The 24,488-nt window shown below is 42.4% G+C and carries 23 protein-coding genes; 7 read left to right on the top strand and 16 right to left on the bottom strand.

What is annotated here, in order from left to right; translation table 11 throughout:
* Positions 1–89 precede the first annotated feature (89 nt).
* Positions 90–2,141, top strand: a complete 2,052-nt coding sequence (gene mnmD / locus CXF60_RS10710; protein ID WP_102091915.1) for a tRNA (5-methylaminomethyl-2-thiouridine)(34)-methyltransferase MnmC2 — start codon at positions 90–92, stop codon at positions 2,139–2,141.
* 22 nt (positions 2,142–2,163) lie between these two features.
* On the opposite strand, the gene yiaA is transcribed toward mnmD, so the two are convergent.
* Complete coding sequence (yiaA, locus tag CXF60_RS10705) at positions 2,164–2,727, bottom strand: inner membrane protein YiaA (protein WP_102091914.1); 564 nt, start codon at positions 2,725–2,727, stop codon at positions 2,164–2,166.
* Positions 2,728–2,873: 146 nt separating this feature from the next.
* On the opposite strand from yiaA, the gene CXF60_RS10700 reads away from it, so the two are divergent.
* From CXF60_RS10700 to CXF60_RS10690, 3 genes are all read left to right on the top strand, one after another.
* Positions 2,874–3,506 (top strand): hypothetical protein, encoded by a 633-nt coding sequence (locus CXF60_RS10700; RefSeq protein WP_102091913.1) that lies wholly within the window; start codon positions 2,874–2,876, stop codon positions 3,504–3,506.
* Positions 3,507–3,513: 7 nt separating this feature from the next.
* On the top strand, positions 3,514–3,948 hold the full coding sequence (locus CXF60_RS10695; protein WP_102091912.1) for a secondary thiamine-phosphate synthase enzyme YjbQ: 435 nt from the start codon (positions 3,514–3,516) through the stop codon (positions 3,946–3,948).
* A gap of 82 nt (positions 3,949–4,030) precedes the next feature.
* Positions 4,031–4,675: a hypothetical protein gene (locus CXF60_RS10690; RefSeq protein WP_228707108.1), complete on the top strand. Its 645-nt coding sequence runs from the start codon at positions 4,031–4,033 to the stop codon at positions 4,673–4,675.
* Between the two features lie 143 nt (positions 4,676–4,818).
* Here CXF60_RS10690 and CXF60_RS10685 read toward each other — a convergent pair whose 3' ends face one another.
* The 7 genes from CXF60_RS10685 to ffh form a co-directional block, all read right to left on the bottom strand.
* On the bottom strand, positions 4,819–5,496 hold the full coding sequence (locus tag CXF60_RS10685) for a DUF4112 domain-containing protein (protein ID WP_102091911.1): 678 nt from the start codon (positions 5,494–5,496) through the stop codon (positions 4,819–4,821).
* Positions 5,489–6,406 (bottom strand): 4-hydroxybenzoate octaprenyltransferase, encoded by a 918-nt coding sequence (ubiA, locus tag CXF60_RS10680; RefSeq protein WP_102091910.1) that lies wholly within the window; start codon positions 6,404–6,406, stop codon positions 5,489–5,491. Before ubiA ends, CXF60_RS10685 begins: the two co-directional genes overlap by 8 nt.
* A gap of 130 nt (positions 6,407–6,536) precedes the next feature.
* Positions 6,537–6,779, bottom strand: a complete 243-nt coding sequence (locus CXF60_RS10675; protein WP_102091909.1) for a hypothetical protein — start codon at positions 6,777–6,779, stop codon at positions 6,537–6,539.
* A 91-nt stretch (positions 6,780–6,870) separates the two neighbouring features.
* The gene (locus tag CXF60_RS10670) at positions 6,871–7,770 is read right to left on the bottom strand and encodes a class I SAM-dependent methyltransferase (protein ID WP_102091908.1); all 900 of its coding nucleotides are present in this window, start codon (positions 7,768–7,770) and stop codon (positions 6,871–6,873) included.
* A gap of 66 nt (positions 7,771–7,836) precedes the next feature.
* Positions 7,837–8,679, bottom strand: coding sequence for an undecaprenyl-diphosphate phosphatase (locus CXF60_RS10665; protein WP_102091907.1), 843 nt, complete (start codon positions 8,677–8,679; stop codon positions 7,837–7,839).
* A gap of 117 nt (positions 8,680–8,796) precedes the next feature.
* Positions 8,797–9,498 (bottom strand): tRNA (adenosine(37)-N6)-threonylcarbamoyltransferase complex dimerization subunit type 1 TsaB, encoded by a 702-nt coding sequence (tsaB, locus tag CXF60_RS10660; protein ID WP_102091906.1) that lies wholly within the window; start codon positions 9,496–9,498, stop codon positions 8,797–8,799.
* A gap of 270 nt (positions 9,499–9,768) precedes the next feature.
* On the bottom strand, positions 9,769–11,313 hold the full coding sequence (gene ffh, locus CXF60_RS10655; protein WP_057761369.1) for a signal recognition particle protein: 1,545 nt from the start codon (positions 11,311–11,313) through the stop codon (positions 9,769–9,771).
* Between the two features lie 452 nt (positions 11,314–11,765).
* On the opposite strand from ffh, the gene CXF60_RS10650 reads away from it, so the two are divergent.
* Entirely contained in the window at positions 11,766–12,530 is a 765-nt protein-coding gene (locus CXF60_RS10650; RefSeq protein ID WP_102091933.1) for a cytochrome C assembly family protein, read from the top strand.
* A gap of 86 nt (positions 12,531–12,616) precedes the next feature.
* On the opposite strand, the gene purU is transcribed toward CXF60_RS10650, so the two are convergent.
* Positions 12,617–13,537, bottom strand: coding sequence for a formyltetrahydrofolate deformylase (gene purU, locus CXF60_RS10645; protein ID WP_102091905.1), 921 nt, complete (start codon positions 13,535–13,537; stop codon positions 12,617–12,619).
* Positions 13,538–13,748: 211 nt separating this feature from the next.
* On the bottom strand, positions 13,749–19,463 hold the full coding sequence (locus tag CXF60_RS10640) for a hypothetical protein (protein WP_180958135.1): 5,715 nt from the start codon (positions 19,461–19,463) through the stop codon (positions 13,749–13,751).
* 484 nt (positions 19,464–19,947) lie between these two features.
* On the opposite strand from CXF60_RS10640, the gene rpmB reads away from it, so the two are divergent.
* Positions 19,948–20,184, top strand: coding sequence for a 50S ribosomal protein L28 (gene rpmB / locus CXF60_RS10635; protein WP_057761372.1), 237 nt, complete (start codon positions 19,948–19,950; stop codon positions 20,182–20,184).
* 128 nt (positions 20,185–20,312) lie between these two features.
* Positions 20,313–20,468, top strand: coding sequence for a 50S ribosomal protein L33 (gene rpmG / locus CXF60_RS10630; RefSeq protein WP_010201403.1), 156 nt, complete (start codon positions 20,313–20,315; stop codon positions 20,466–20,468).
* A gap of 156 nt (positions 20,469–20,624) precedes the next feature.
* Here rpmG and CXF60_RS10625 read toward each other — a convergent pair whose 3' ends face one another.
* The 6 genes from CXF60_RS10625 to fghA form a co-directional block, all read right to left on the bottom strand.
* Entirely contained in the window at positions 20,625–20,936 is a 312-nt protein-coding gene (locus tag CXF60_RS10625) for a hypothetical protein (protein ID WP_101205798.1), read from the bottom strand.
* 221 nt (positions 20,937–21,157) lie between these two features.
* Positions 21,158–21,469 carry a hypothetical protein gene (locus CXF60_RS10620; RefSeq protein ID WP_057761376.1) on the bottom strand — a complete coding sequence of 104 codons (312 nt, stop codon included), beginning with the start codon at positions 21,467–21,469 and terminating at the stop codon, positions 21,158–21,160.
* Between the two features lie 144 nt (positions 21,470–21,613).
* Positions 21,614–22,012, bottom strand: coding sequence for a hypothetical protein (locus CXF60_RS10615; protein WP_102091903.1), 399 nt, complete (start codon positions 22,010–22,012; stop codon positions 21,614–21,616).
* A 211-nt stretch (positions 22,013–22,223) separates the two neighbouring features.
* Entirely contained in the window at positions 22,224–22,913 is a 690-nt protein-coding gene (gene rpe, locus CXF60_RS10610) for a ribulose-phosphate 3-epimerase (protein ID WP_057761380.1), read from the bottom strand.
* Between the two features lie 114 nt (positions 22,914–23,027).
* A complete protein-coding gene (locus CXF60_RS14675) occupies positions 23,028–23,309 on the bottom strand; it encodes a TIGR03643 family protein (protein WP_416376879.1) in 282 nt (93 codons plus the stop codon).
* Positions 23,310–23,538: 229 nt separating this feature from the next.
* Complete coding sequence (gene fghA / locus CXF60_RS10600; protein ID WP_102091902.1) at positions 23,539–24,429, bottom strand: S-formylglutathione hydrolase; 891 nt, start codon at positions 24,427–24,429, stop codon at positions 23,539–23,541.
* Positions 24,430–24,488 lie beyond the last annotated feature (59 nt).

Below are 24,488 nucleotides of genomic sequence, written 5' to 3'. Positions count from 1 at the left end.
CTTCGCTGCGTCTAACCAAATGTCGATATCATTGATCCGTCACAATTGATCGTTGAGCTACCGTTACTGATATTTCTAAGAAGTGCCTCATGTCTACCGCTAACCATCAAAACCCTGAATACTTAAACGTTATCACGCCTGCCAAGATTGACTGGCAAACGGATGATACTGGCAATATGGTGCCAGTATCAGGTGAGTTTGAGGATGTGTATTTTTCTCATGCGGATGGTTTGGCAGAGACGCGTCACGTGTTTCTAGAGCACAATCAGTTATCAGAACGTTTAGCACACCTTGCACCAAAGCAATGCTTTACGATTGCTGAGCTAGGCTTTGGAACTGGGCTTAATCTACTAGCGACGTGGCAATTGTGGCGACGATTACGTGAAACCAATCCGCAATTAGCAACGGCTCGTCTGCACTTTATCACTACTGAAAAGTTTCCTATACCACTAGCAGATTTGACCCAGATACTTGCGCTATGGGGTGAGCGTGCGCCTGAGCTAATGGCATTTATTAAGCTACTTTTGGCTGCATATCCGCCCCTGATTTCAGGCTGTCATCGTTTAAGTTTTTCTTATGATAACTTAACCGTCGATATGTGGCTTGGTGATGCAGCAGAAAGTCTAAGCAAACTGGCATTAGATCACTCCAATCAGTATACCCCTTACATTGATGCTTGGTTTTTGGATGGTTTTGCGCCTTCTTGCAATAGCACCTTGTGGGCTGACAGTATCTTTGCCCAAATGCAGCGCCTATCACGCCCTCATACGACTGCCGCTACTTATAGCTGTGCAGGTATCGTCAAGCGTGGACTAAAACAACATGGCTTTCAAATTAAGAAAGTCAGAGGTTTTGGTCGAAAGCGTGAAATGCTAACAGCCATTATGACCAATGCGGAAAGTAGTGACCTTACTGACGATAACAACAGTCACAATGCGAAGAAGGAAAAGACTTACAGCACATTCGATAATACTGTCGTCATTGGTGCAGGCGTCTCAGGGTTGCTCACAGCTTGGTCGCTTGCCAGTCGCGGTATTACTGTCATCTTATTAGATAAATCAGCGCCTTTGGCAGGTGCATCGGGCAATCCTAGAGCGTTACTTGCGCCCAAAATGACGCCGATTCACCATGTTGACGAGCATCTGCATACCATAGGCTATCTCCATAGCAGCAGGCTATATCGAGACCTTAATCAAACAGCCGTACAGCTTAATACAGCACCGATCCTTGAACTGACTGGCGCCCTTGATTTGCTTATAAAAGCCAATATCGGTACGGAACAAATTGCCGACTATCCTGATGAGATGGCGACCACCCTATCGCACGAGCAAGCACAGATTACTAGTGGCCTAAAAGAGCAGGGCTTATCAGAGAACTTGTACTTACCTCAGTCTGGTCTGGTCAACCCACAAGCATTAAAAGACATCATACTGACTCATCCGCTCATTCACTTCCAGCAGTTAGAAGTGAGTAAAATTAACGAAACTGAGCAGCAAGTTCGTATCGAAGGTATCGATGGAAACCGTAATACTGTCACTATGACTGCTGGTAATATCGTCATTTGCGCGGCTTTTGAAAGTCATCAATTGGATCAGCGTGTTTTTGATTGCCGTAAAATTCGTGGGCAGCTGTCTTGGTTTACGCCTACGGTTGAGCAACTTGCAAAACTGCCTAAAATACCACTTAAATATAGTGGTTACTGTGCGCGGTTCAACGCACAGACTGGAGATGATGAGTTAAATCCTGTAGTCGTTGACGAGCCATATTTATTGCTTGGCGCGAGTTTTATCCGCAATGACACAAGTACTGGCATACGTGATGAGGAGCATCAAATTAGCCGAGACAAGCTCATCAATGCTATTCCTGAAATGGCATCTGTCATTCCGGCAGATACGAGTCTATGGCAGGGACGAGCAGGGATTCGCACCCAAACGCCTGATTACCATCCTATCGTTGGACAATTGGCAAACAGTCAGCGGATATGGACAATGAGTGCGATGGGTGCTAAAGGCTATGCCATTGCACCACTATGCGCTGAAGCGTTAGTAGATATGATGCTAGGCTCGTTTACACCTCTATCAACCGCGATGCTAGCACGCCTATCACCAAATCGTACACGTTTGCAGACGCCACTTACTTAATTATTTATTTTAGTGGAAAGCTCTAATCATTGCCTTCCATTCTAGATTTAACCGAACCGAAAAGCGATTTTCCAGAATCAGATTCAGGTGCCCCTTGATGAGCAATTTTAGCGCTGCCATCATTTTTCACGGTAGTCATCGGGCTAGCAGTCAAGGTTCGAATTTGTGCCTCATCACGCGTGTTCTTTTGAATGGTTACAGCGGCAAACAAACTCATGGTAAATGCCATCATATAAAAGCCTTTTTCACTCAGACTTAAGCCTCCAGCATTCATTAGACCCATCACGATAAGTGCAATAGACAATCCTAAAGCCGCCCAACTGATTAAGTAGTACATATTAGTCGTTGGGATACCTTCACTACGATCACGCAAGGTTTTTTGCAAACTGATTGCTGAATAAAGACCAAGCGCCAGCACTGCTAGATAATAGCCCTTTTCATTCAATAACATACTTTGTGCATTCCATAATCCCAGTAGATACGCAAGCACACCGACCAGCATGACTGCCCAAGACGTCCCGACATATGCAGTTGTCGGCTTATATGCAGCTAGCTGACTCTTAGTAATCGTGTCATTGTTCATCATGGTCCTTAATTAAAATAAGCAAATATTCAGTAAAGAGGGACAACTTTTATCGATCTCTGTTTTGCCTTAACATAACACAAGCGTGTTATATTGTAATCTAAAATTATTTTTAAGATAAACAGCCTTTTTAACGCCAGAGTCCCGACATGTCTTTTTTTGCCTTACTCATCTTGCTTAGCCTAATTCTTATCGTGCCCGTATTTTTTGTGATGAAAGAAAAATCTAAGCGCACTCGGAATGACTCTATACAACGTCATCAAGAGTATTTAGCATCTGCGCATCATATCGCGATCCAGTCTCAAGCAGAGCTAGCCTCAAGAGAAAAGGTAGAGAATAGCCAAACTAACAAACTTGACGTTATTAATTTTTCAGCTCATCACCCATTTATTAAGTTGCTCTATGATGAGCAAGTTCCTAAGGTCTTTCGAGCCACGATGGATGATATTGGGCAGCAATACGAATCCACTCATCATGATGAAATCACTGAATCGCAATTATTCACCCTTAATAAGCTCATCGCGACACGTGTGCCAGAATTAATTACTGACTATCTAAGCCTTGATCAGCACTATGCAAAAACAGTCATCATTGACAGGAATCAACAAAACACCAGCTATGACGTCGTGTTAAGTCAGTTAAATTCAATTTTGGATTTTTCACAAAAGCTGAATACCCAAAGCCAAAATGGGGTCGTTGATAAGTTACTGGCCAGCCGCCGATATCTGGATGATGTCTATAAAGAAAGTGGCATGGCAGCCGATAGTCTAAAGATAAAGTGAGTCTCGTATGTCTTATCACCAAACCACTCTTACGTTACCTACTTATGCGCGCGGCATTCATATCATTACTCCGAAGGTTGAAGAAGCGATTTCTCAGCTATTACCTCACTCTGCCAAGGTAGGGTTGGTTCATCTGTTTTTGCTGCATACGTCAGCCAGTCTTGCGATTAATGAAAATGCTGATCCAGATGTCAGATTGGATACAGAGGATTGGCTTAATAAAATCGCACCAGAAGATCAGCCAGAGTATCGCCATACCTTAGAAGGATCAGACGACCTGCCAGCGCATCTCAAAAGCATGATGCTTGGAGTAAGCTTGACTATACCGCTTGTCGATGGTGAGTTAGGACTGGGCATGTGGCAAGGTATTTACTTATGTGAGCATAGAAACCTTCAAGAATATGGCGGACAACGTAAGCTGGTGATTACGGTAAATACGTAATAATATACTGTCAATAAATAACAGATTGACCCTTGCCAATTACCACATTTACATAGAGCGCCATTAACGGATAAAGCTGATTATGAATACTTCTGTCTCAAAAACAATACACTCAAATAAGTCTAAGCGTCTATGTATTACCGCTCCTGCTATTTTCTTCAGCCTGTTGCTACTGACTGCTTGTCAAAAAGATCCAGAACCTGAAGCAACTGATACAACTACAGCCGAGACCTCAACGCAAACCACGCCAGTAACGACTAATATCAACGTTGATGCAGCGGAAGATAGCAACGTAGATGATGCTCAAAATGTAGCGCAGAATGATACTGATTCAAAACGTGATATGAGCTTAACAGAGTTAAATAAAGATCTTAGTGATACTACGTCCACGGCAAATGATAGCGCTGAAAAACCCAATCCAGAACAAGCTATCAAAGGCGCACAAATCACTGATGTCCGTTATAAAAGCGCAGCAGGTGAGAGTTTGTCCGTAGTCTTTGAGACGTCGGCAGCTGGTATGCTTAACGCTATCATTACTCGTCCCAACCAGCCAAAAATGACCTTAAGCGCACCCGAAGGCCAAGGCAATAATCCTACCTATCAATCAGCTGACGGTAGTATCCAACTCGTTAGTCATGCTGGTGGCGGCACGATCGACCTTATCCGAAACAATAAAGTCACTAGCTTTGATGCCGTTAGTGCTGAAGCAGAAGTCATCACTGAATAAAACCTAATCCGCTTTCTGTCTCAACACTCTATTTAAAATCATAAAAACGGCGGCAAACGTTATTATCGTTGCCGCCTTTTTCGTTTCTGTGTATTGCCCTCTACTGACTTGTCTCTACTGAGCTGTCTAATGAATGATTGTATTCACCCAAACCCAGTCGATTGACCAAACATCCCAACCAACCAGCTTATCACTGTCCACAGCCCCCAACCGACAAATACAATGACTAGCAGTCCAAGAAAATCAGGAATATGCAAATACAGCCAAGCAACGATTGGATTGCGCCAAAAAAAACCGAAACGGCTTTGCTGTTGCTTATCTTCTAATGACTGGTGCAAAAAAGGTCGATCTATATGCATGGTTTCGGTAATACCATACTCATGGTGTAGATGCTCGTGCACGATACCCAGTGTCTTACGGCTAGGACGAATAAAAATATCTAATAGCGTACCAATGCCAGGTACGATACCAACGACCATATCAATAAATGCCAATCTAACCGCTGGCGTCATTTTATGAGCGGGCACACCCAACTGACGTCCCAATATAAATGCATAACTGGTCAATGCTAATCCTGCCAAATCTCCTGCTAGTGGAATGGTCGAAAGCGCCGCATCCGCACCCATTCCTTGCTTGGTGAAAGGCACTCGCACCAGCGAATCCATGGTATTAGCAAATTTTGCTAGCTTACGCTCAGTTGCGATAACTTGCTCACGAGTCAGACCATGTTCGGCAAGTTTAGCTTGATAGTCCGTAACTGACGCATTCGTATCAGACGGTTTCTTTGATTTGAATCTCGGCAATTTATCGAACTTATCCATTTAGCGTCGTCCATATGCAAGCAACTGCGATGAGCGCAAAGACATAGCGCCCTACCCAGATATTGGCCAAGAATACCTGAAAGCAAGCCAAAGGGTTACGACTGGCACAAGCGCTATTTTGTTTGGCAAACATCATCGCAACAAGCGCCAATCCAAATACCGGCGTTACGCCTAATGTGGTCGGGGCAAAGTAATGCCACATAACCACGCCCATCATTAGTAAAAATAGCATCTGCAATATTGAAATGATAATCACATCATAACGACCGAATAGTATCGCTGTTGATTTCACGCCAATCTTTAAATCATCCTCGCGGTCAGCCATGGCGTACTGGGTATCATAGGCCACGGTCCAGCACATATAAGCTAAGAATAGCAGCCAACACCAGATATCAGGAGCGCCCTGCACCGCCACATAGGACATCGGTATCGCCCACCCAAAAGCAGCTGCTAAAAATACTTGCGGCAGATGGGTATAGCGCTTCATAAATGGATAAATAAACGCCAATATAACGGCACCAAGCGACCAATAGAATACCGCTATAGGTAGGAAAAATAGCAGACTGGCACTTAACAGCACCAGTACTAAAAATGCAGCAACAGCTTCTTTGCCAGATAGACGTCCATCTGCTAACGGTCGTCCTTTAGTGCGAGTTACATGACCATCTACTTTACGATCCGCAAAGTCATTAATCGCACAACCAGCCGCTCGCATAAATATTGCACCAAGGGCAAATATCGCGAACACCTTGATACTTGGTAACGCTGCCGTTATTCCTTGCTGCTGCGCTTGACCCATTGCAGCGAATAGTACGCCCCATAATGTTGGCCATAAGAGCAGCTCAATGCCGACTGGCTTATCAAAACGGGTTAGCTGGATGTAGGCTTGTAGCTTGTCTTTAAATGTCATGGTTTTTTATTATCATTAATTGGATACTTTTTATGTGCGCTTATATATTTCGCTCAGAACAACTAAATTGATTTTTGAAGGGGCTAGTTACTGAGTTTTAATAGACTAATTACTAAGTTTAATGGTCTGGCTACTGAATTTGTTGCCATAATTTATTCGCTTCGATCAGTGATAGCTCAGGATACTGCTTGCGTAATGCTTTTAACGCTGGGACTTTGTCTTTTTGTGCTGCTTGTTGACGTAAAAATGCCAGCTGCTCTTGTGGATTACTCAGCTCTTTTAACCGTGCCTCAAGCCGAAGAATTCGAGTACGCAGCATGATATTAATCAACAGTAAAACTGCACCCATAACCCAAATGATTAACGCTGACATTCCTTGCTCCTAAATCCATTAATTCTGAAAACACAAACTGCTTAATTGCGTACATTTATACTCGTACATTCGTTATTACAAACAGCAGCTATCAGACAAAATACCCATCAAAGCGTACGGCTTCATTATGCCAGCTTTCACTAGCAGGCTCATCAGCAAGCAACGGTGCAAATTGTGGACGTTTTACAACCACGCGACCTTGTGCTTGTCTATATCGACTAACAACGGCCTGCGCACTACTTAGCAGTTGTCGCTCTTCATCTGATGTTGGTGGACGAGCCAATTGATGCAGTGCTTGCATATGCTTACCGACTTTTGCCCCTTTGCCTGTTTTGCTATCTTGATAGCTATCTTCTGGAAACATCGGATCCAAATAGACGACATCGATTGCCATAGCGTTATCGGCTACGGTACCAGCCTCTAGATTCGCAAAATAACTGAGCGCATTAGCATTAATAATCTGTAAACGGCTCATGAGCTTTTGCCAATTGGGTAGCGCACTCATACGCTGTTGCTCTGCAAGTAACAGCAATGCCATCAACGGCTGCTGCTCGAGCATAGTAACTTGTGCACCAGTACTTGCCAATATCAAACTATCATGCCCAAAGCCAGCGGTTGCATCAATAATGTGACTATCTGATGTGATTTTGGCGGCTTGTAATAGCAGCTCAGACTTACGACCCGCACTCACTACACGGCGCTGCAACTTGTCCCACTCAGGTGCCACACTAAGTCCATCACTTAGCCATGATAGCTTGTCTTTATCATCTAATAATAGAATGGGCTGAGTAGATGCTTGGCTCAACTGCTGACGGCGCTTTTGAGTTAGTTTCTCTGTAGCGACTTTAATATCTAAGATAATTGGTAATGTATGCTCAGCTATCAATGACTGTAGGTTCTCGACCTGTGCTTGCTGGCTCTCATTGACGTAGAATAACTGACAATGTACAACAGCACCTGTCTCGTCATACGTTTGGGGCACATCTGTCATAACCATCATCCTATCTGCTGCTTGTTTTCACTATGAATTACTGCCGTGTTAAATCATAACGCAAATCTAGCCAGCCATTTGATAACCAAAGCCCCAAGCGGCGACCAACACGATAACACCCGTGATAATGCGCAACCAAGCAAAGATAGTAAAGTCGCGGCGACTTACCCATGCCACGAGCAAGCGGATACAGAGTAACGCCACTACAAATGATACGATGGTTCCGATACCTAGCACCAGCCAGTCTTCACTGTTGGTCAGTACGTCACCATGTTTGACTAAATCCAACAGTGCCGCGCCTACAATGACAGGAATACCCAAAAAGAAAGAAAACTCAGCAGAAGCCTTACGTGATACACCTAACCACAGCGCGCCAATAATAGTGGCACCTGAGCGTGACGTCCCTGGTATAAGAGCTAAACATTGGAACAAACCAATCATCAACGCAGTTTTTATGCTGACATCTTCAGCTTCTTCTGCAATGACCGTTTTAGGACGCTTTTCCACGTAAAATATCAGTAGACCGCCGATGATGAGCATAATGGCAACGACGATAGGATTAAACAAATAAGCTTTGATTTCATCGGCAAAGGTAAAACCAACAATCATCACAGGAATAGTAGAGACAATCAGACTCAGTCCCAACTGTCTAGGATTGGTCATGCCCTCTGCTTTGCCAGTCAGTAAGCCCATCAGCGCTTGCCACAATCTACCCCAATAGTCATAAATCACTGCCAAAATAGCGCCAAGCTGTACCACCACGACAAATAAATCAACTTTTTCTTTAGTCCAGAAACCCATCACATCTGCTGATAAGATCAAATATCCCGTGCTGGAGATGGGCAAAAACTCTGTGATACCTTCCACGATACCCATGATGACAGCTTGAACGAATAACAGTATATCCACAGTAACTTTCCTAAAAACAGACTGGCCCAAAAACAGGCTGAGCTCAGAACAGACCGATTGGCTGTCCTATGTTGACGTTGGTTTTATATTGATTCATGCTTACAAAATATGCAATAGTTATGACTTACCTTGCTCTTTGAGGGTTTTCCAAGCTTGATTGCGCAGATATTTTGGTAGCGCTTGCGCCGCCTCCGTACCGCCAACGTTTGCAAACTGTGCAATGCCAAGCTGCCCGATGACGACAGCATCTGGCCAAATATCGTCATGACACATTTGCTGATCCTGTAACGCTAATAGCATCGCGCCATTCCCCGCGATAGGGATATTCAGTGCTGTTTGGCTATCATAATCTAATAGCTGCTCAGTGCTATCGCTATCATTATCCAAGACTGGCTGCATAATGCTATGACCTAATTGGTCGTCAGTTACCAATTCATACTGCCCAAAGTAGACTTGCTGCATACGAGCATCAAGGGCGCTGTATAGGTGTGTCAGCCCGTACTGCTGATACGCAGATTGTGCAATCGCTTGTAGGCTAGATACACCAACACAAGGCAAGTCATGCGCGACAGACAACGCTTGCACCACTGCCGTGTTGATACGAATACCGCTAAACGCACCCGGTCCGCGATTGAATATTAAAGCCTGTATATCAGCAAGACGTAACTGTGCCTCAGATAATGCAGCATCAATCATCGGTAAAATCTGTTGAGTCTGCTGACGCTTACCTGTTTCGGTATGGCTCGACAATACCTGTCCGCTCGAATCTAAAATCGCGATCGAACACTGGTCGAACACGGTATCCATTGCTAAAAACATCACAACCTCGGCTTTTACTTTTGGCGTTCTAAATGGGTTTGTCAGATTTTACTAATTTTTAATAACGATCTATCGTTCATGCACTATAAGAATACTGACAGAATGGAGCAGCGCCTATCATAGCATTTAGGGTACACGAATTTTATTAATTTCTATATTTTTCACACTTTATCCATCAGTGTTTATCTACAACTGATAACGATAAAAAGCCCCAAAGCTTCATTGGCTTCGGGGCTTTGATCAAACTTCTTAAAAATAACTAATTGTTATCTAAAAGCGGGTTTTGAACTTCTTTGGTGCTTGGTTTTGCATTTCTTGCATTTGCTTTTGCATCTCTTCGGTGCTTGGCATGTTATTTGGATCCAGTCCCATTTGCTTGGCCATTTGTTCTGGATTCACGTCCTTAGCGCCACCTTGCTGACCGCCGCCAAACAATGGACCGCCGCCACCGCCAGCACTACCGCCACCCATGAGCCCTTGCATAGACTTCATCATTTTACTGATGCCTTCAGGCTTTGAAATCATTTTCATCATTTTTGCCATCTGCTTGTGTTGCTTGAGCAAACGGTTAACGTCTTGAATCTCACGCCCTGAACCTGCAGCGATACGGCGCTTACGACTTGGGTTAATCTTATCAGGGTTTTTACGCTCAAATGGCGTCATTGAATTAATCAATGCTTCCATCTCGCGTACTTTTTCTTCTGGCTTGGCGTCTTCGACGGCTTTTTGCATATCTGAGCCGCCCATACCAGGCATTTTGTCTAAAAATCCTGCCATGCCGCCCATACTCTTCATCTGCTGAAACTGAGTCAATAGATCCTCAAGGTCGAAGTCACCGCCCTTTTGCATCTTTTTCGCCATTTTTTCGGCTTTATCACGGTCAATTTTCTGCTCAACTTCTTCGACCAGACTCAGTACGTCACCCATACCAAGGATACGCTGCGCAATACGTTCAGGGTGGAACAGCTCTAGCTCGTCTAGTTTTTCACCGCGGCCTAAGAACTTAATTGGCTTACCTGTGATAGCGCGTACAGAAAGCGCCGCACCGCCGCGAGCATCACCGTCAGTCTTAGTTAAGATAACACCTGTCAATGGCAACGCATCATTAAAGGCTTTTGCAGTATTGGCGGCATCTTGGCCAGTCATGGCATCGACGACAAATAGCGTCTCAGATGGGTTAACCGCAGCAGTTAGCGCCTTAATCTCATCCATCATGGTGTCGTCGATATGTAGACGACCCGCGGTATCAATGATCAGGATATCTTGATATTGGATTTTGGCTTCTTCAATCGCACGCTTTGCGATATCAATTGGATTCTCATCTGTGCTTGAGTTCACAAACTTAGCATTCACCTGACCGGCTACTTGCTCAAGCTGTTTGATAGCCGCTGGACGATAAACGTCAGCAGAGACTAGCATGACTTTTTTCTTTTGGCGCTCTTGTAAATATTTGGCCAACTTACCAGCTGTAGTCGTTTTACCCGCACCTTGCAGACCTGCTAGCAAATAGACAACAGGCGGTTTGCCTGTCATCTCTAACTGCTGATTGGCACTGCCCATCATTTCAGTCAGCTCGTCGTGTACGATTTTGACAAACGCTTGACCTGGTGCTAACTCTTTTAGCACCTCAGCACCAAGCGCTTGTTCTTTTACGCGTTTTACAAAATCACGAGTGACAGGCAACGCCACATCGGCTTCTAACAACGCCATACGCACTTCACGTAACGTGTCTTTGATATTGTCTTCGGTCAACTGTCCGGTACCGACGATGTTACGTAGGCTCGACGATAAGCGTTCTGTTAAGGTATCAAACATAAATAACTCTCAATTAAAATAGTTTTCAATTAAATAATACGCAATTAAAATAACTCTAAATCAAACCATTAAAATGGTTCATAAATAATATTAGGATACGCTATAAGATATTAGGATATTGCATGACAAGGGACATGATAAAAGAATTATATTATCAATACTATAGCATTAACATGGCTCAAAACTTATAGTCGTTTCGCAAAGGACACAGCGCTTATAATTGTAGTTAACTTTTTACAGATGACATATTTTATGTTTTGCGCTATGCAGCACTGCCGATCATTTATAAGTTATAAGCAAGATGGTGCTCAATTGGCACCCATTTTATGATAAATTGGACGATTATTCTAATCATTCTGATAATACCACTTTAGCGACACATTGAGCGGCAGTTTATGCTCAGTATAAGATGAGGCTTTTTATCTGTGCACTTTGCATTCTTACTTGCTAGCATGGCTTATATCTTAGTCAGCATCCACATTGGTTGGGCGCTGGTTCAGGACAAACCTATCCACAAAAGCCTCAGTTTGGGCTTATTGCTGGTTGGCATGGCGGCACATGCGGCACTGCTATATCCATACGTTGTGACGCTGTATGGTTTGAATTTCAACTTATTCAATATAATCAGTCTGACCAGTTTATTTTTCTTATTCTTTTACCTGTTGTTCTGTTTATACCGTCCTATTCTTAGTCTTGGTATTTTGGCAGCACCCACTGCGTTGATAGGTATGACTGTCGGTTATGTCGGCCGCGCCCCTTATCAACCACTCACTGATGTCAGTATCGGACTTGAAATCCATATCATATTATCATTAGCTGCCTATTGTGTGCTGTTGATGGCTGCGGTACAAGCGCTATTTTTACGTCTACAAATACGTGAGCTCAAGCATCATACCATTCATCGCTTTTGGGTCAATAAACTACCCTCCTTGCAAAGTATGGAGAGTTTATTATTCGATATGCTGTTGGTTGGCTTTGTATTGCTCAGTATCGCACTGGGGATTGGGTTTATCTATGTGCAAGATTTGATGGCGCAACATATCGTGCATAAGACTGTTTTTAGTCTGCTGTCGTGGTTATTATTTGGTGTACTACTATTCGGTAATTGGCGTGCAGGCTGGCGAGGCAAACGTGCGGCTAATATCACCATTTATGCCTTTATCCTATTAGCCATTGGCTTTGTTGGTAGCAAGTTTGTCTTAGAAATGCTCCTATAAAATATCACATCATAAAAAAGGCGGTCAGTAACTGTTGCTACTGACCGCCTTTTTTATATTTCTAGCCGACTAACTACTAATTCTTCTTAGTTAAATACGACTGTCTTATTACCCGCCACAATCACACGGTTTTGCACATGCCAGTTTACGGCACGTGCTAATACGTTGCGTTCGATATCACGGCCGATAGCACGCAACTCTGTCACCCCTTGGCGATGCGTCACACGGTGTACATCTTGCTCAATAATAGGCCCTTGGTCAAGCTCAGCTGTGACATAGTGCGCAGTTGCACCGATAAGCTTAACGCCTTTATCATAAGCCTGACGATAAGGATCTGCGCCCACAAACGCAGGTAAGAATGAATGATGGATATTAATAATCTGCATCGGCCAACGCTTGACGAAATCTGATGACAATATCTGCATATAGCGCGCCAATACTAGCAAGTCGTTACCTGCCATCAACTTATGAATCTGCTCTTCTGCCTCTACTTTATTATCTTTAGTCACTGGCACATGATGAAAAGTAATGCCAAAATTTTGTACTGCTTGCTTTAAATCAGGATGGTTGCTGACCACGCAAGTAATCTCGCAATCGAGCAGCCCACGCTGATGTCGCCATAATAAATCTAACAACGCATGATCAAACTTAGATACCAAAATACCGACTTTGGTCTTCGTTGCATTATTATGTAGACGCCAATTCATATCGTGGCGCTTAGCAACCGTATGCGCAAAGCTGGCCTCAAAATTATCGATGATATCGCTCAATCCTGCCAAGGCAAACTCTAAACGCATAAAGTATTGACCGCCTTCATGCGCCGTTGAATACTGATCAAGCGTAATGATATTAGCACCATAACGATGAATAAATTCAGAGACTGCCTGTACGATACCAGCCTGATCTTTGCATTTGATGAGCAGCGTGGCTGTATCAATAGCGCTAGGTATCTGTTTGCTCTGAGAAGCTATGGTCGATAATGAAACCGTTTTAGTGTTGTCTGACATAATTCGCCCAATATAAAAAATGATGACTTATCGCTGAAAAATTGCTGACAGCGTAGTAAACCGGTTATTTTAATCTTTTTTGCAATACTTTGCTGAGCGAGTTGGTTGTTTTTGGTTATTTGGTTTTTTGAAAGGACAAACTAAAAAACCCCAACGTAGGGTTAGGGGTTCTAGTACTGCTATCATTTAGACTATTAGCTCGTTGCTAATATTATTCAACTTTAATTACTTTATTAAATCCAATTCCATTATTACGAACATTAATCACAGAACCTAAATCAAATGCTTGATTGAAATTAACAATATAAATCGTATCATTGCTACTTGAATTTGGTAATGAATTAACCCCATCGATTGAAACAGAGTAGTTTGGCTGATAAGGTGATAGTCTTACTGTTGTACTACCCAGTGGATAAGCACTAGTAGAGTTCGCATTAACACTAACACTCATATTATTTACACAAGTAGCTCCACCCGTACCGAATGGGCTCGCATTATCTATCCAAGGCGTGACCAAGCTGGTTCCGCTTATTGATAAATCGTTTACCTCGCTAGGTAGTTGATAGTTAATACTTTGTGTATTCTCACTACCATTTAAGAATGTAGTAGCGTCAAACTGCACTTCCACCCAGTTGGAATAGCGCAATGGGTAACGAATTTGAAAATCAGCACGCCCTTCATCATTAGTAATAAACGTATAACCATCTTCTGAAACCGTACCACCAATAATTGCAACTGGATTAATTGAGTCTAGCTGTTTGTTACCAATGACAATATTACCATTAGCATCAACATTTCTGTCAATATCTTCGTCTTGATCTAATGTATAGTTATAGTTTAGATCTTCCGTGGTAATCCATTCAGACTGCAAGAAAATAGGCAGTTTTTCAGAGAAAACTTGAGGATCTGGTGTTATGGTAACCGAATTGCCATTCTCATCCTTTTCTTTGGTATCAGCTGCTTGATAGGTAACTGTACTGTCTAACAAACAGACTCTACCTTGAGCATATTTTGTGGCATAAGACTTAATTGATACCTCTGTGTTTGGGACAGCACGCCCGGAACCATCCATCACAGAGATTGAACCGCGAACCGTGTAGTAAATGTCATCAGAAGATAACGTATTGGCAAACGCCAAAGTCGTATAAACCGCTTCTTTCGATACCGTAATCTTAGTCGTTTTGGTACCAATACCTGCATTGTCGTTTAATAATCGAGCATTAATTTCTACACCACCGATAGGTGAGCTGGCGTTTGCCAAATACACTACACGTGCCTGACCTTTACTATCAGTGATAGCAGTTGCAGCAGACAGTCTTCCTGCTGAAGAATCGGAAGCACGGCTAAAGACGACTGTCTGACCTTCTACAGGTACGTCATTTTCATCTTTGACAGTTGCTACAAGCTCAGTACTGCTGCCTGGTGTAATAACTGATCTTACTGCTTGGAACAGTATATTAGCTGGCGTAGTTGCTCTAAAACGCGTGTCTACGGTTGTTTGATATTTGAGCTGACCGTTGCTCACCTCACCAAGTACTGTCGCCTGTAATACTGCTGTACCAGCAAGTGGAGAGTTCAGTACGACTGGAACTGTAATAATATTACCTTGAATATTGGCAGCTGTTATCGCTTGAGTCGAGATGACATCATTGTTCGCAAACGTTCCAATCGTTGTTTGTACTTCTAAAAGCTTACTAATAAGTGCATTCGCTTCAGCTGCAGAGTTAGTGCGAACCTGTATATTAATGTTCTGAGCCACATTAACATCGTAAACGTCTTCAATATCGATGAAACTAATACCCGCTTGCGATACCTTAACCAAATCAATGCTACTGGTACTACGTTGCGTGGTCAGTTCTCGCTCACCCACTGCTCTCACAAAGACACGTAAGTTACCATTGCTATCAAAGCTCAAATCACTTTCGTTAACTACAAAGCTAGCTTTACCTTCTGAATCGGTGGTCGCGGTTGCATCACTAGCGATAAGGTTGCCGTCAGTATCAATGAGTTCTACATTGGCATTTGCTATCGCAAGTCCCATCCCATCAGTTAAAGTAGAAGACAGGGTGGTTGTACTGTTATCTTTGAGATTTTTTTCAGATGCTGTAAGGGTGAGTGTTGTGCCAATTGCAGATAAACTCAAAGACTTCTCTTCACGCACTTGCATGCTGACATTGCCATCTACGTCATATTGTGGCGTGACGATTTTGGCATTGATTACAACACTATGATTGAGGCGTGCATTGATACTGTTAGCTGCTAACAATACACCCACGTCAACCCGACCACTACTATCACTCAAAACTGTACTAGATGTAGTTAACGCGGCACCGCTTGACTCTAAATTTTCGATACTTAACTGTATCGGTACACCCGTAAGAATACCGCCCTGACTGTCTGTGACAATAAATGAGGCTTGAGTTTGATCGCCGCCCGTGGTCAAGGTTGGCTTATCAGAAGACGCTATTAACTGATAGCTATCGATCGTAGCGGTATCTACTGCAACGATATAGTTTTGTACTAATGAAGTGTTTTCGGCAGTTGTTGTGGTCGCTGTTAATCGAATACCAGCTTCTAACGTTGCTTGGTTAACGTTAGCACCATCTTCAAGAGTTAAGTTAAAGGTAGCTACGCCATCACTATTGGTAGTAGCAGTACCGTTCGAGATACTGACACCCGTTTTTATAGGGTCATCAACGTTTAAAGTAACTTGACGATTGGCAATAGCACCGTCTGTATTTTCTAAACGAACAAACACTTTGAACGTATCACCTTTGGTATTGACGACTTTATTTGCACCAATAGTAAGACTTTCAGTCGTACCAGTTGGCACAGTAGTACGGACAGTACTCGTCTGCGTCACAATATTTCCGCTACTATCAGCTGCTGATAATGCCACAACAAAGCTTGTACCTAACGCGGCTTTTTGAGCATCAGTTAAGCTATTCGGTACTGCCAAAGTAAACACCGCTTTGCCTGAATCATCAGTAGTTTGACTACCACCTGATACTAAGGTAACTCCTTGACTTGCAATAGAGGCTGGCAGTGCAAGGAATATTTTTTGTCCAGCAACGATATTACCTTTACTGTCTCTTGCTATTATCTCAACCTGTGTTTCGCCGCCATTCAAGTTTAAGGCATTTACTGGATTAGCAATTAGAGAAATGGCCGATGTCATCGATTGGACTTTAATTTTGACTTGCTGCTGTTTGCGAGTTAATGTTTCTGTCAGAGTAGCTGTCAATACTTGTTTACTGAGCGCTTCTTTTTGCTCATCACTTAAGTTGTTTGGAACTACAACGTTAAAGCTAACCAAACCATTAGCATCTGTACTAGCAGTGATATTTGATGAGCCAAGCTGACCATTTACTATTAACAAGCTTGCTAGTTCAGGGTTATTAAATACCAATTTCACTGTTTGATTGGCGACTTGCTCACCAGATGACTGATTATTTAACTGTGCTTGGATAGTAGCAGTACTACCCACATTGTTTAAGATATATCCTGCTTGATTATCAATATTATTGGTGGCATTCAAGATACTTAAACTAACGCTAGGCGTAGTGATTTTTACTTTCTGTATTTCTGACTTATAAGAAACATTGTTTTCAGCATAAGTTAGCTGATAGTTGATACCAGTGTTCTTTAAATCTGCTCGTTGTATCGCTGTCAAACCTTCAGGTACATTAATAGCAAAAATCGCCTCACCATTAAAATCTGTAGTCGCTGTAGTTTGAGTAGCTGTGACACCGTACTCTAGTGCTTTTGCACCTAGCTGTATAGTAACCGCTTTGTCTCTGACTGGCTGAGCACTACTCGCTTTAGTGGTTAATTTCACACCGATGTTGCCGCTACCGCCCAATTCGCTAACTTCTGGAGTTGTGATAGAGGCAAACTGCATACTTGTTACTGGCTGCTCAACTTTTACTGTCTGTATAATTTTGGATTGAGTACCATCTTCATCAGTCAGTACTGCCGTGTAGGCGATACCTGTTTTTATTAGTTGATCACGCTGAGCTTGTGTTAGGTTTTGACTGATACGAACTGTAAACTCTGCCACACCACTGCTGTTTGTGGTTTTTTCGTTACCTTGAATAGTAATACCTGTAGCAAATCCTTCATTAATGACAAGCTTAACTGTACGACCGACAACAGCGCTACTATCTTTACGCTTCCCTAAGATTTGTAATTTGAACTCTTCATCTAAGACACTCGCGACTGCAGGTACACTTTGCGCAGTCAATGTAATATCGCTTTGTCCGATGTCGGAGCCGATACGAATACTTTCACTACTGGTAGTGCTTGGCACTCCAGACGCTTCTGTTATATTTGCAGACAATACAAAACTACCTGCCTTTTCGAGCTGTGCTTTTTGTGACACAGTTAAATTATTAGGCACTCGTACTGTATAGCTAACTTCACCTTTAGTATTAGTAGTTTGTTCTGAGTTATTTTCCAAGGTCAGTAGACCTGCAGCAGCCAGACTTGCTGGTAAACTTGCTATTACTTTTTGTCCTTCTACTACACCGCCGCGGCTATCATTGACGCGGAAACTAATGACTGCACTGCCACCTGAGCTTGATAGCTCTTTCTTATTGCTTTCATTAAAGTTTATTTTGTATTCCGCAGTTGGAACAATGACTACGCTAGAAGGACTCGCTGTTGACGTCGAACGGTTTGGTTCTGTGAGTAAAATAGTGTAGCTAATACCTTTTTCTGCAAGCTCTTGACGTTCAGTAGCGCTCAATGTTGGCGATATAGTTAATGCTACAGTCGCTTGACCATTAGTATCTAATGTCAACTGTTCACTCGCTAGACTGACCCCTTTAGGAGCATTATTTAGCTTGATTGTTGCCTTTGCACCAGCAATCTGGGTAGACACATTCGTATTTTTAGGTGAAGCAGTGATAGTCAGCTGCTGTGTATCCCCATAAGCACTAAGCTGCGTTGAGTTTCCTGAAACTTTCAGATCGTAGTCTTGAACAGGTAATGCAACAGCTAGCTTGCCAGATACAAGCTTAGTAGCTCCACTGCTTTCTTTAATATTGATAGCATAAACGATACCTTGTAGCAGTTTATTACGTGTCGCTTCAGGCAAGTTACTATCGATCTTGAGATTAAAAGTAGCGACGCCTGTCGAATCAGTTGTTTGACTAGCAGCGTCGACAGAGACACCGTCTGTCTGATCCAGACCGAGACCGACCTCGACATCAGGAACCAGTGCACCTTTTTCATTTTTCAGCTGTACACTTATAACTGCTGTATCGCCATAAGGGTTCAGTTTATTATTGGAGACAGAGCTCGTATCAAGACTTTGAGTAACGCTCAGTTTACTTTCAACAACTTGAGTACCATCTCCACTACCTTCTCTACTAACGGAAACTTTCAACTCTTGCGGTGCAACAGCTGTACCGTCTGCTTTATTGGCAGTAGCCATTAAGGTAAAGCCGTTTGCGATTAATGCATCTTTATCATCAACGGCTTGCGGATTGAGCTTCAAAGTATATGTTGCATTACCATCATCATTGGTTGTTTGAGTGCTCTGACCTTCGATGGTGACACCATTAGTTTCAGAACCCACTACCTTTAACGTAACTGCTTTGCCAACCATTGCACCGCCAGAGCTTACTTCAGCTGCCTTCACAGTAACTGTAAAAATTGCTTGCTCGTCAGATAGCTCGATAATGCTAGGCGCTGTGCTAAGTTTTTGTAAAAAGAAATCAGCCTCAACATCTGGTACTTGTTCACCGCCGTCACTACCACTACCATCCGTTCCAGGCTGCGTAACTCCCAAATCAGGTGCCGGTGCAACAGAGTCTACGGTGTCACCATCACCGCCTCCACCACAACCTGCTAATGCTAATGCACAAGTCAAAGAAGTGAGCTGAAACAACTTAGAAGTAAGGGGTAGAGAGCTATATGACATGTTTTGACTCCGCATGAGCAGTAATTTATCTGAGCAAATAAGCAAAAAATCATTACCCAGAATCAAAAGAGATTGGTAATGATACATAGATTTACAGTAATACCGGTGTATTAACAGATTGTATTAAATATATAACAGCAACTTTACTGACTTTTGTTATAACTTACAACTAAAAATTAATCTTTACTATTAAACAATCAACAACATAGAGCGCTCATTTCAAGGTATAATAGCTCTCCTTTAATTCGACAGTTATTGTAAAAATATTTGAGTATTCATCTGTTTTATGGTATAAATGTCGGCTTTAAAATTTTCTGAATTGGTCAGCCTGTTATTTGCCTTTAGATAGCAGCAAAACCAGCTCAACCTTCATATAGTTTTGTTTGGTGCAAAGCTGCCGCTTGCTGTGTCCATGCCGCAAAAACGTGCAACTTGCCCAGACTGGTATGAGAAAAACTCATACCTCATAGATTAGGAGTTCGCCATGTCTCGAGTTTGCCAAGTGACTGGAAAGCGCCCTATGGTGGGTAATAATGTTTCGCATGCAAACAACAAAACCCGTCGTCGCTTTCTACCAAACCTTCACAACCATCGTTTTTGGGTAGAGTCTGAAAACCGCTTTGTACGTCTACGTGTGTCTACCAAAGGTATGCGCATCATTGACAAACTTGGTATCGATAAAGTGTTAGCGGATCTACGCGCACAAGGTCAAAAAGTTTAAGTTAAAAATAGCAGCTGGGTGATGACTCTCATCATTTAGGCTGCTGTTTTGCTACATTAATTGTGGCAACTCACTCTTTGAGACACGTACCTATCGTTTGAAGACCCCTCATTTACAGGAAAGCTATCATGAGAGATAAAATTAAATTAGTATCAACAGCTGGTACTGGGTATTACTACACCACTACTAAAAACAAGCGCACTATGCCTGGCAAAATGGAAATCAAAAAGTTTGATCCAAAAGTACGCCAGCATGTGATCTTTAAAGAAGCTAAAATCAAATAATCTCCATTTTATAAATGGTACTATTTGAACAAAAAAGGGTTTATCAATTGATAAACCCTTTTTTTTATGGCTGTAGTTTCATGTTGTTAAGCTATATCTTTAGTCATTCGCTTTGACTGGTATTTGCTTTAACTGGTGCTCAAAAACAACCAAATATTAGCTGTAGTGTGTTGGTTCTTTATCATATACATGCGCATGCCACTTGCTCATTTGCTTTTGCATAATGACCTGAATCGCAGCATGAATCATGTGTTGACCAATAGCTTGAGTATCACTACCAAGTAGTTCTTTTAGCTTGTCAGAAAAATCAATAGTCATCAGCGGTGCTTCATCTTGTTCAGCATCACGCAACAACAACCTACCATCATCTGCTTCCACCAACTCTAACGTGGTTTCTTTGGCAAATCCAGCAAACTGATCGCTACTCTCGTTATCTACTTCTATATCATTATCGATATCGTATGGCATTAATGTGTTCCTTATTATCCCGTTTAGTACTGGTAGAGAAACTGGTCATTGCAAAGCAGTTATTTATTGAAAACAAACTCATTCGGCAAATCTATCGTCTTACAGTAACGCGGGTAAATCTGTCTTACTCATACAATGGACGCTTTAACACTCGAATTCAAGGGCTGTCACATAAGTCTTCGCTATAAAAGCAAACTTGAATGCCATGTCGTTTGTATATATTAGTGCCAATAACGCAACTTTCCTAATGTAAATAAGAAGGCCACAAACATTCCAAGATAATAAACCAGCTTTAACTCAAGGCTAGGATCACGATACTTAAATGGCAGTGCAACGGTGGCCGTCGCAGTAGGCAATATCAGCAGCATAAGCAGCCAGTTTTCAATGACATTTAGCCAACCTTGTAAATCGGTTCCGTGACGTAGTGACGCCAACCCCATTAACAAACAAGCGATAATTAAGCTGGTAAATAAGCCATTTGGTAAGTCTTTAGGATAGATAATTTTAGCAATACTGGCTGGTACGATTCTCATATAAAATTCCAGTCATGCTTGTAGGACATGGCTTAATGATTAAAAAATATAAAATATTACGACATTATATAGGCGTGAATAAACAATATAAGCGCGAATAAACAATACAGGTGCGAAGAAGCCTTACATCTACAGCGGAAACACTTAACTATAAGTACCCATCAGCCATAGCATCGATATACAAGAAGTCAAATAGCCCAAACTAATCGCATTCCAACTCTCGATATGTAGGCCTTTAACTTTATTGAGTATGCGAGAGCCTACCCAAAAAAACAGCGGAATGCCTAGCATAAATGCAGGCACAATGACTGCAGCGTGACGCAGCACTGTTTCGACGTCATCACCTACCATCAGGCGAAAGCCATAACCTGCCAAACTAAGTACCAGTGCAAACATCGCTAAGCCAATAGTGATACCTCTAGGCACCAAGCTGCGTTGCGGTGTTTCACTTTCAAGTGATTGCTTAGCCTGCTGATTCAACGTCTCATGAGAACTTGCTTGCACAGAAGGTTCTGTTGAACGGCTAGAATTGTTTGTGTCCATATTTCACCTTTACGTGACTGACCGTTATATAGAGTTGATTCAATTTAAAAGAGATACAAGGCAACTGAGTGCAGATGTATACGTGATACTTCAAGCGAGGTTAACGCTGTAGCTCTTTTATATCGGATTAACTATATAGTCATAAGTTATACAGCACATCTTAATATTACTATTGTATGGCTAATAGCGTTCATTAACCATACCGAATTCGCTAGCTATTATTGGCTAATAATAACTCTGCGCGCATCTCATCAATAGCCGCTTTATAATCTTCTTGATTGAAAATTGCAGAACCCGCAACGAACATATCAGCGCCCGCTTCAGCAATCGCACGTATATTACTGGCTTTGATACCACCATCAACTTCCAATCGAATATCTCGACCACTAGTAATAATACGCTGACGTACCTGACGGACTTTATCTAGAGTACTATCGATAAACGACTGTCCACCGTAGCCCGGGTTCACACTCATTAATAAAATCTGATCTACTTTATCCATAACATAATCAAGATAATGTAATGGTGTCGCTGGGTTCAATACCAAACCGCACTCTGCACCGCCATCTTTGATCAGTTGAAGTGAGCGATCGATATGAGCGCTGGCTTCTGGATGGAAGGTAATGATACTAGCACCCGCTTCCAAAAACTGCTCAATCATACTATCGACAGGTGAAACCATCAGATGTACATCAATTGGCGCTTCAACACCATAGTCACGCAACGCCTTACAAATCATGCTACCAAACGTCAAATTGGGTACGTAATGATTGTCCATTACATCAAAATGAATCACATCGGCACCCGACTCTAGTACCTTCTCTACTTCTTCGCCCAACCGCGCGAAATCAGCTGAGAGTATCGACGGTGCAATAAGATAAGGTTTAGCAGGACTGTTCATAATTGAGCTACCTAATTCATGTTTATATAAGATATGGATAGATTAAAAAGAAAATTTCAAGCGGCTCACATATGCTGAGAGCCTTTTATATAATGATGTTAAATACTTAATGGTTTAGCGCTGCTTATATTGAGTTTTGCAATAAGCACGGCCAACTTCGAAAGAGCGCTTTGCCTCATGTTTGGTGGCGCGATTGCTCACTCTTTGACGCCATAAGCGAAAAGATGACGGCTTTAGCTCTTGGCGCATGAGTTTGGTAACCCCAGTCTCATCGAGACCATAGCTATGTTCTATAGCCCCAAATGGCGTTCTATCTTCCCATGCCATCTCTATCACGCGAGATATTTGCACATCATCAAGTACTCTATCGCCAGCGTCGTTGACGGTTTTTGCAATCAGCTCGTCTGACTTAACTTGAGACACTTCATCACTACAATCAATGTTACGTTGTTTGTTTTGTAGAGCAGCATCCATATCAGCTTGCATAGTCGCTTTTGTAGAGCTCGTATCTGCTGACTTATTCTTTGAATTAGAAGCTGTCAAATCTTGATAACTTGCCATAAAAATCACCTGTTGAGCATGAATGGAATAGCGAAAAATGTATCACGGCCATCTGAACGACATTTTAGCTCATTTGAGCCATATGCCAATGATGTTCGATATGATCATTAATCACTGTCTGGATAAAATAATAGCTGTGGTCATGCCCCGCTTGATAGCATAATGTTAAGGGCTGTTTGGCTTTTGCACAAGCGTCTTGTAGTTTAGAGGTCTGTAGCTGACCTTCTGCTAAGAAGTTATCAGCCGCGCCTTGATCAACCAAAATGCTCGAATACTGCTGACCGACCTTTTCAATCATTTGTGAGGCGTCCGCTTGTGCCCATAGAGACTTATCATCACCGAAATACTCTGTGTAGGCAGCTTGCCCCCATGCAGACTCACTGGCTGCGCATACTGGCGATAAAGCCGATACGCTGACAAACTTACTTGGGAACTTAAACCCTAGCAATAACGCACCATGACCACCCATTGAGTGTCCTGTGACACCGATACTGTGGATAGGGAACTCTGAACGCAATAGGTCATATAGCTCATCAACGATGTAGCTTTGCATATTAAAATTGTCTGACCATGGGGCTTGGGTCGCGTCAACATAATAGCTAGCGCCTTGCCCGACAAAATAGCGATCGTCGTTTGGTACATCACTGTCTTCACTACTTCTGGGTGAAGTATCAGGTGCGATAAGTATCATACCAAGCTCGCTACATTTTTGCTGAAAATGCGCTTTATGAGTGACGTTATCCGCATTACATGTCAAACCTGATAGGTACAATATCGCAGGACAACGTCGTCCAGCCAAGGCTTCATCAGGTAGATAAATACTAAACGTCATAGATGTTTTGGTAGACGTCGACTCGTGGCTATAATAATGCTGCTCACCATTAAAACAACGATTCACGCTTTTTTGGGTAAGCTGTTTATTGGTAGATAAACTATGACTATAAGAATTCTGCATGAGTGATATCCCTTTTATTCAAAATAGAACCAATGACGATGTTTAATAAATGCTCAACA

The sequence above is a fragment of the Psychrobacter sp. 4Bb genome (assembly GCF_002836735.1).
Classification (GTDB): Bacteria; Pseudomonadota; Gammaproteobacteria; order Pseudomonadales; family Moraxellaceae; genus Psychrobacter.
This window is presented reverse-complemented; position numbering and strand designations above follow the sequence as displayed.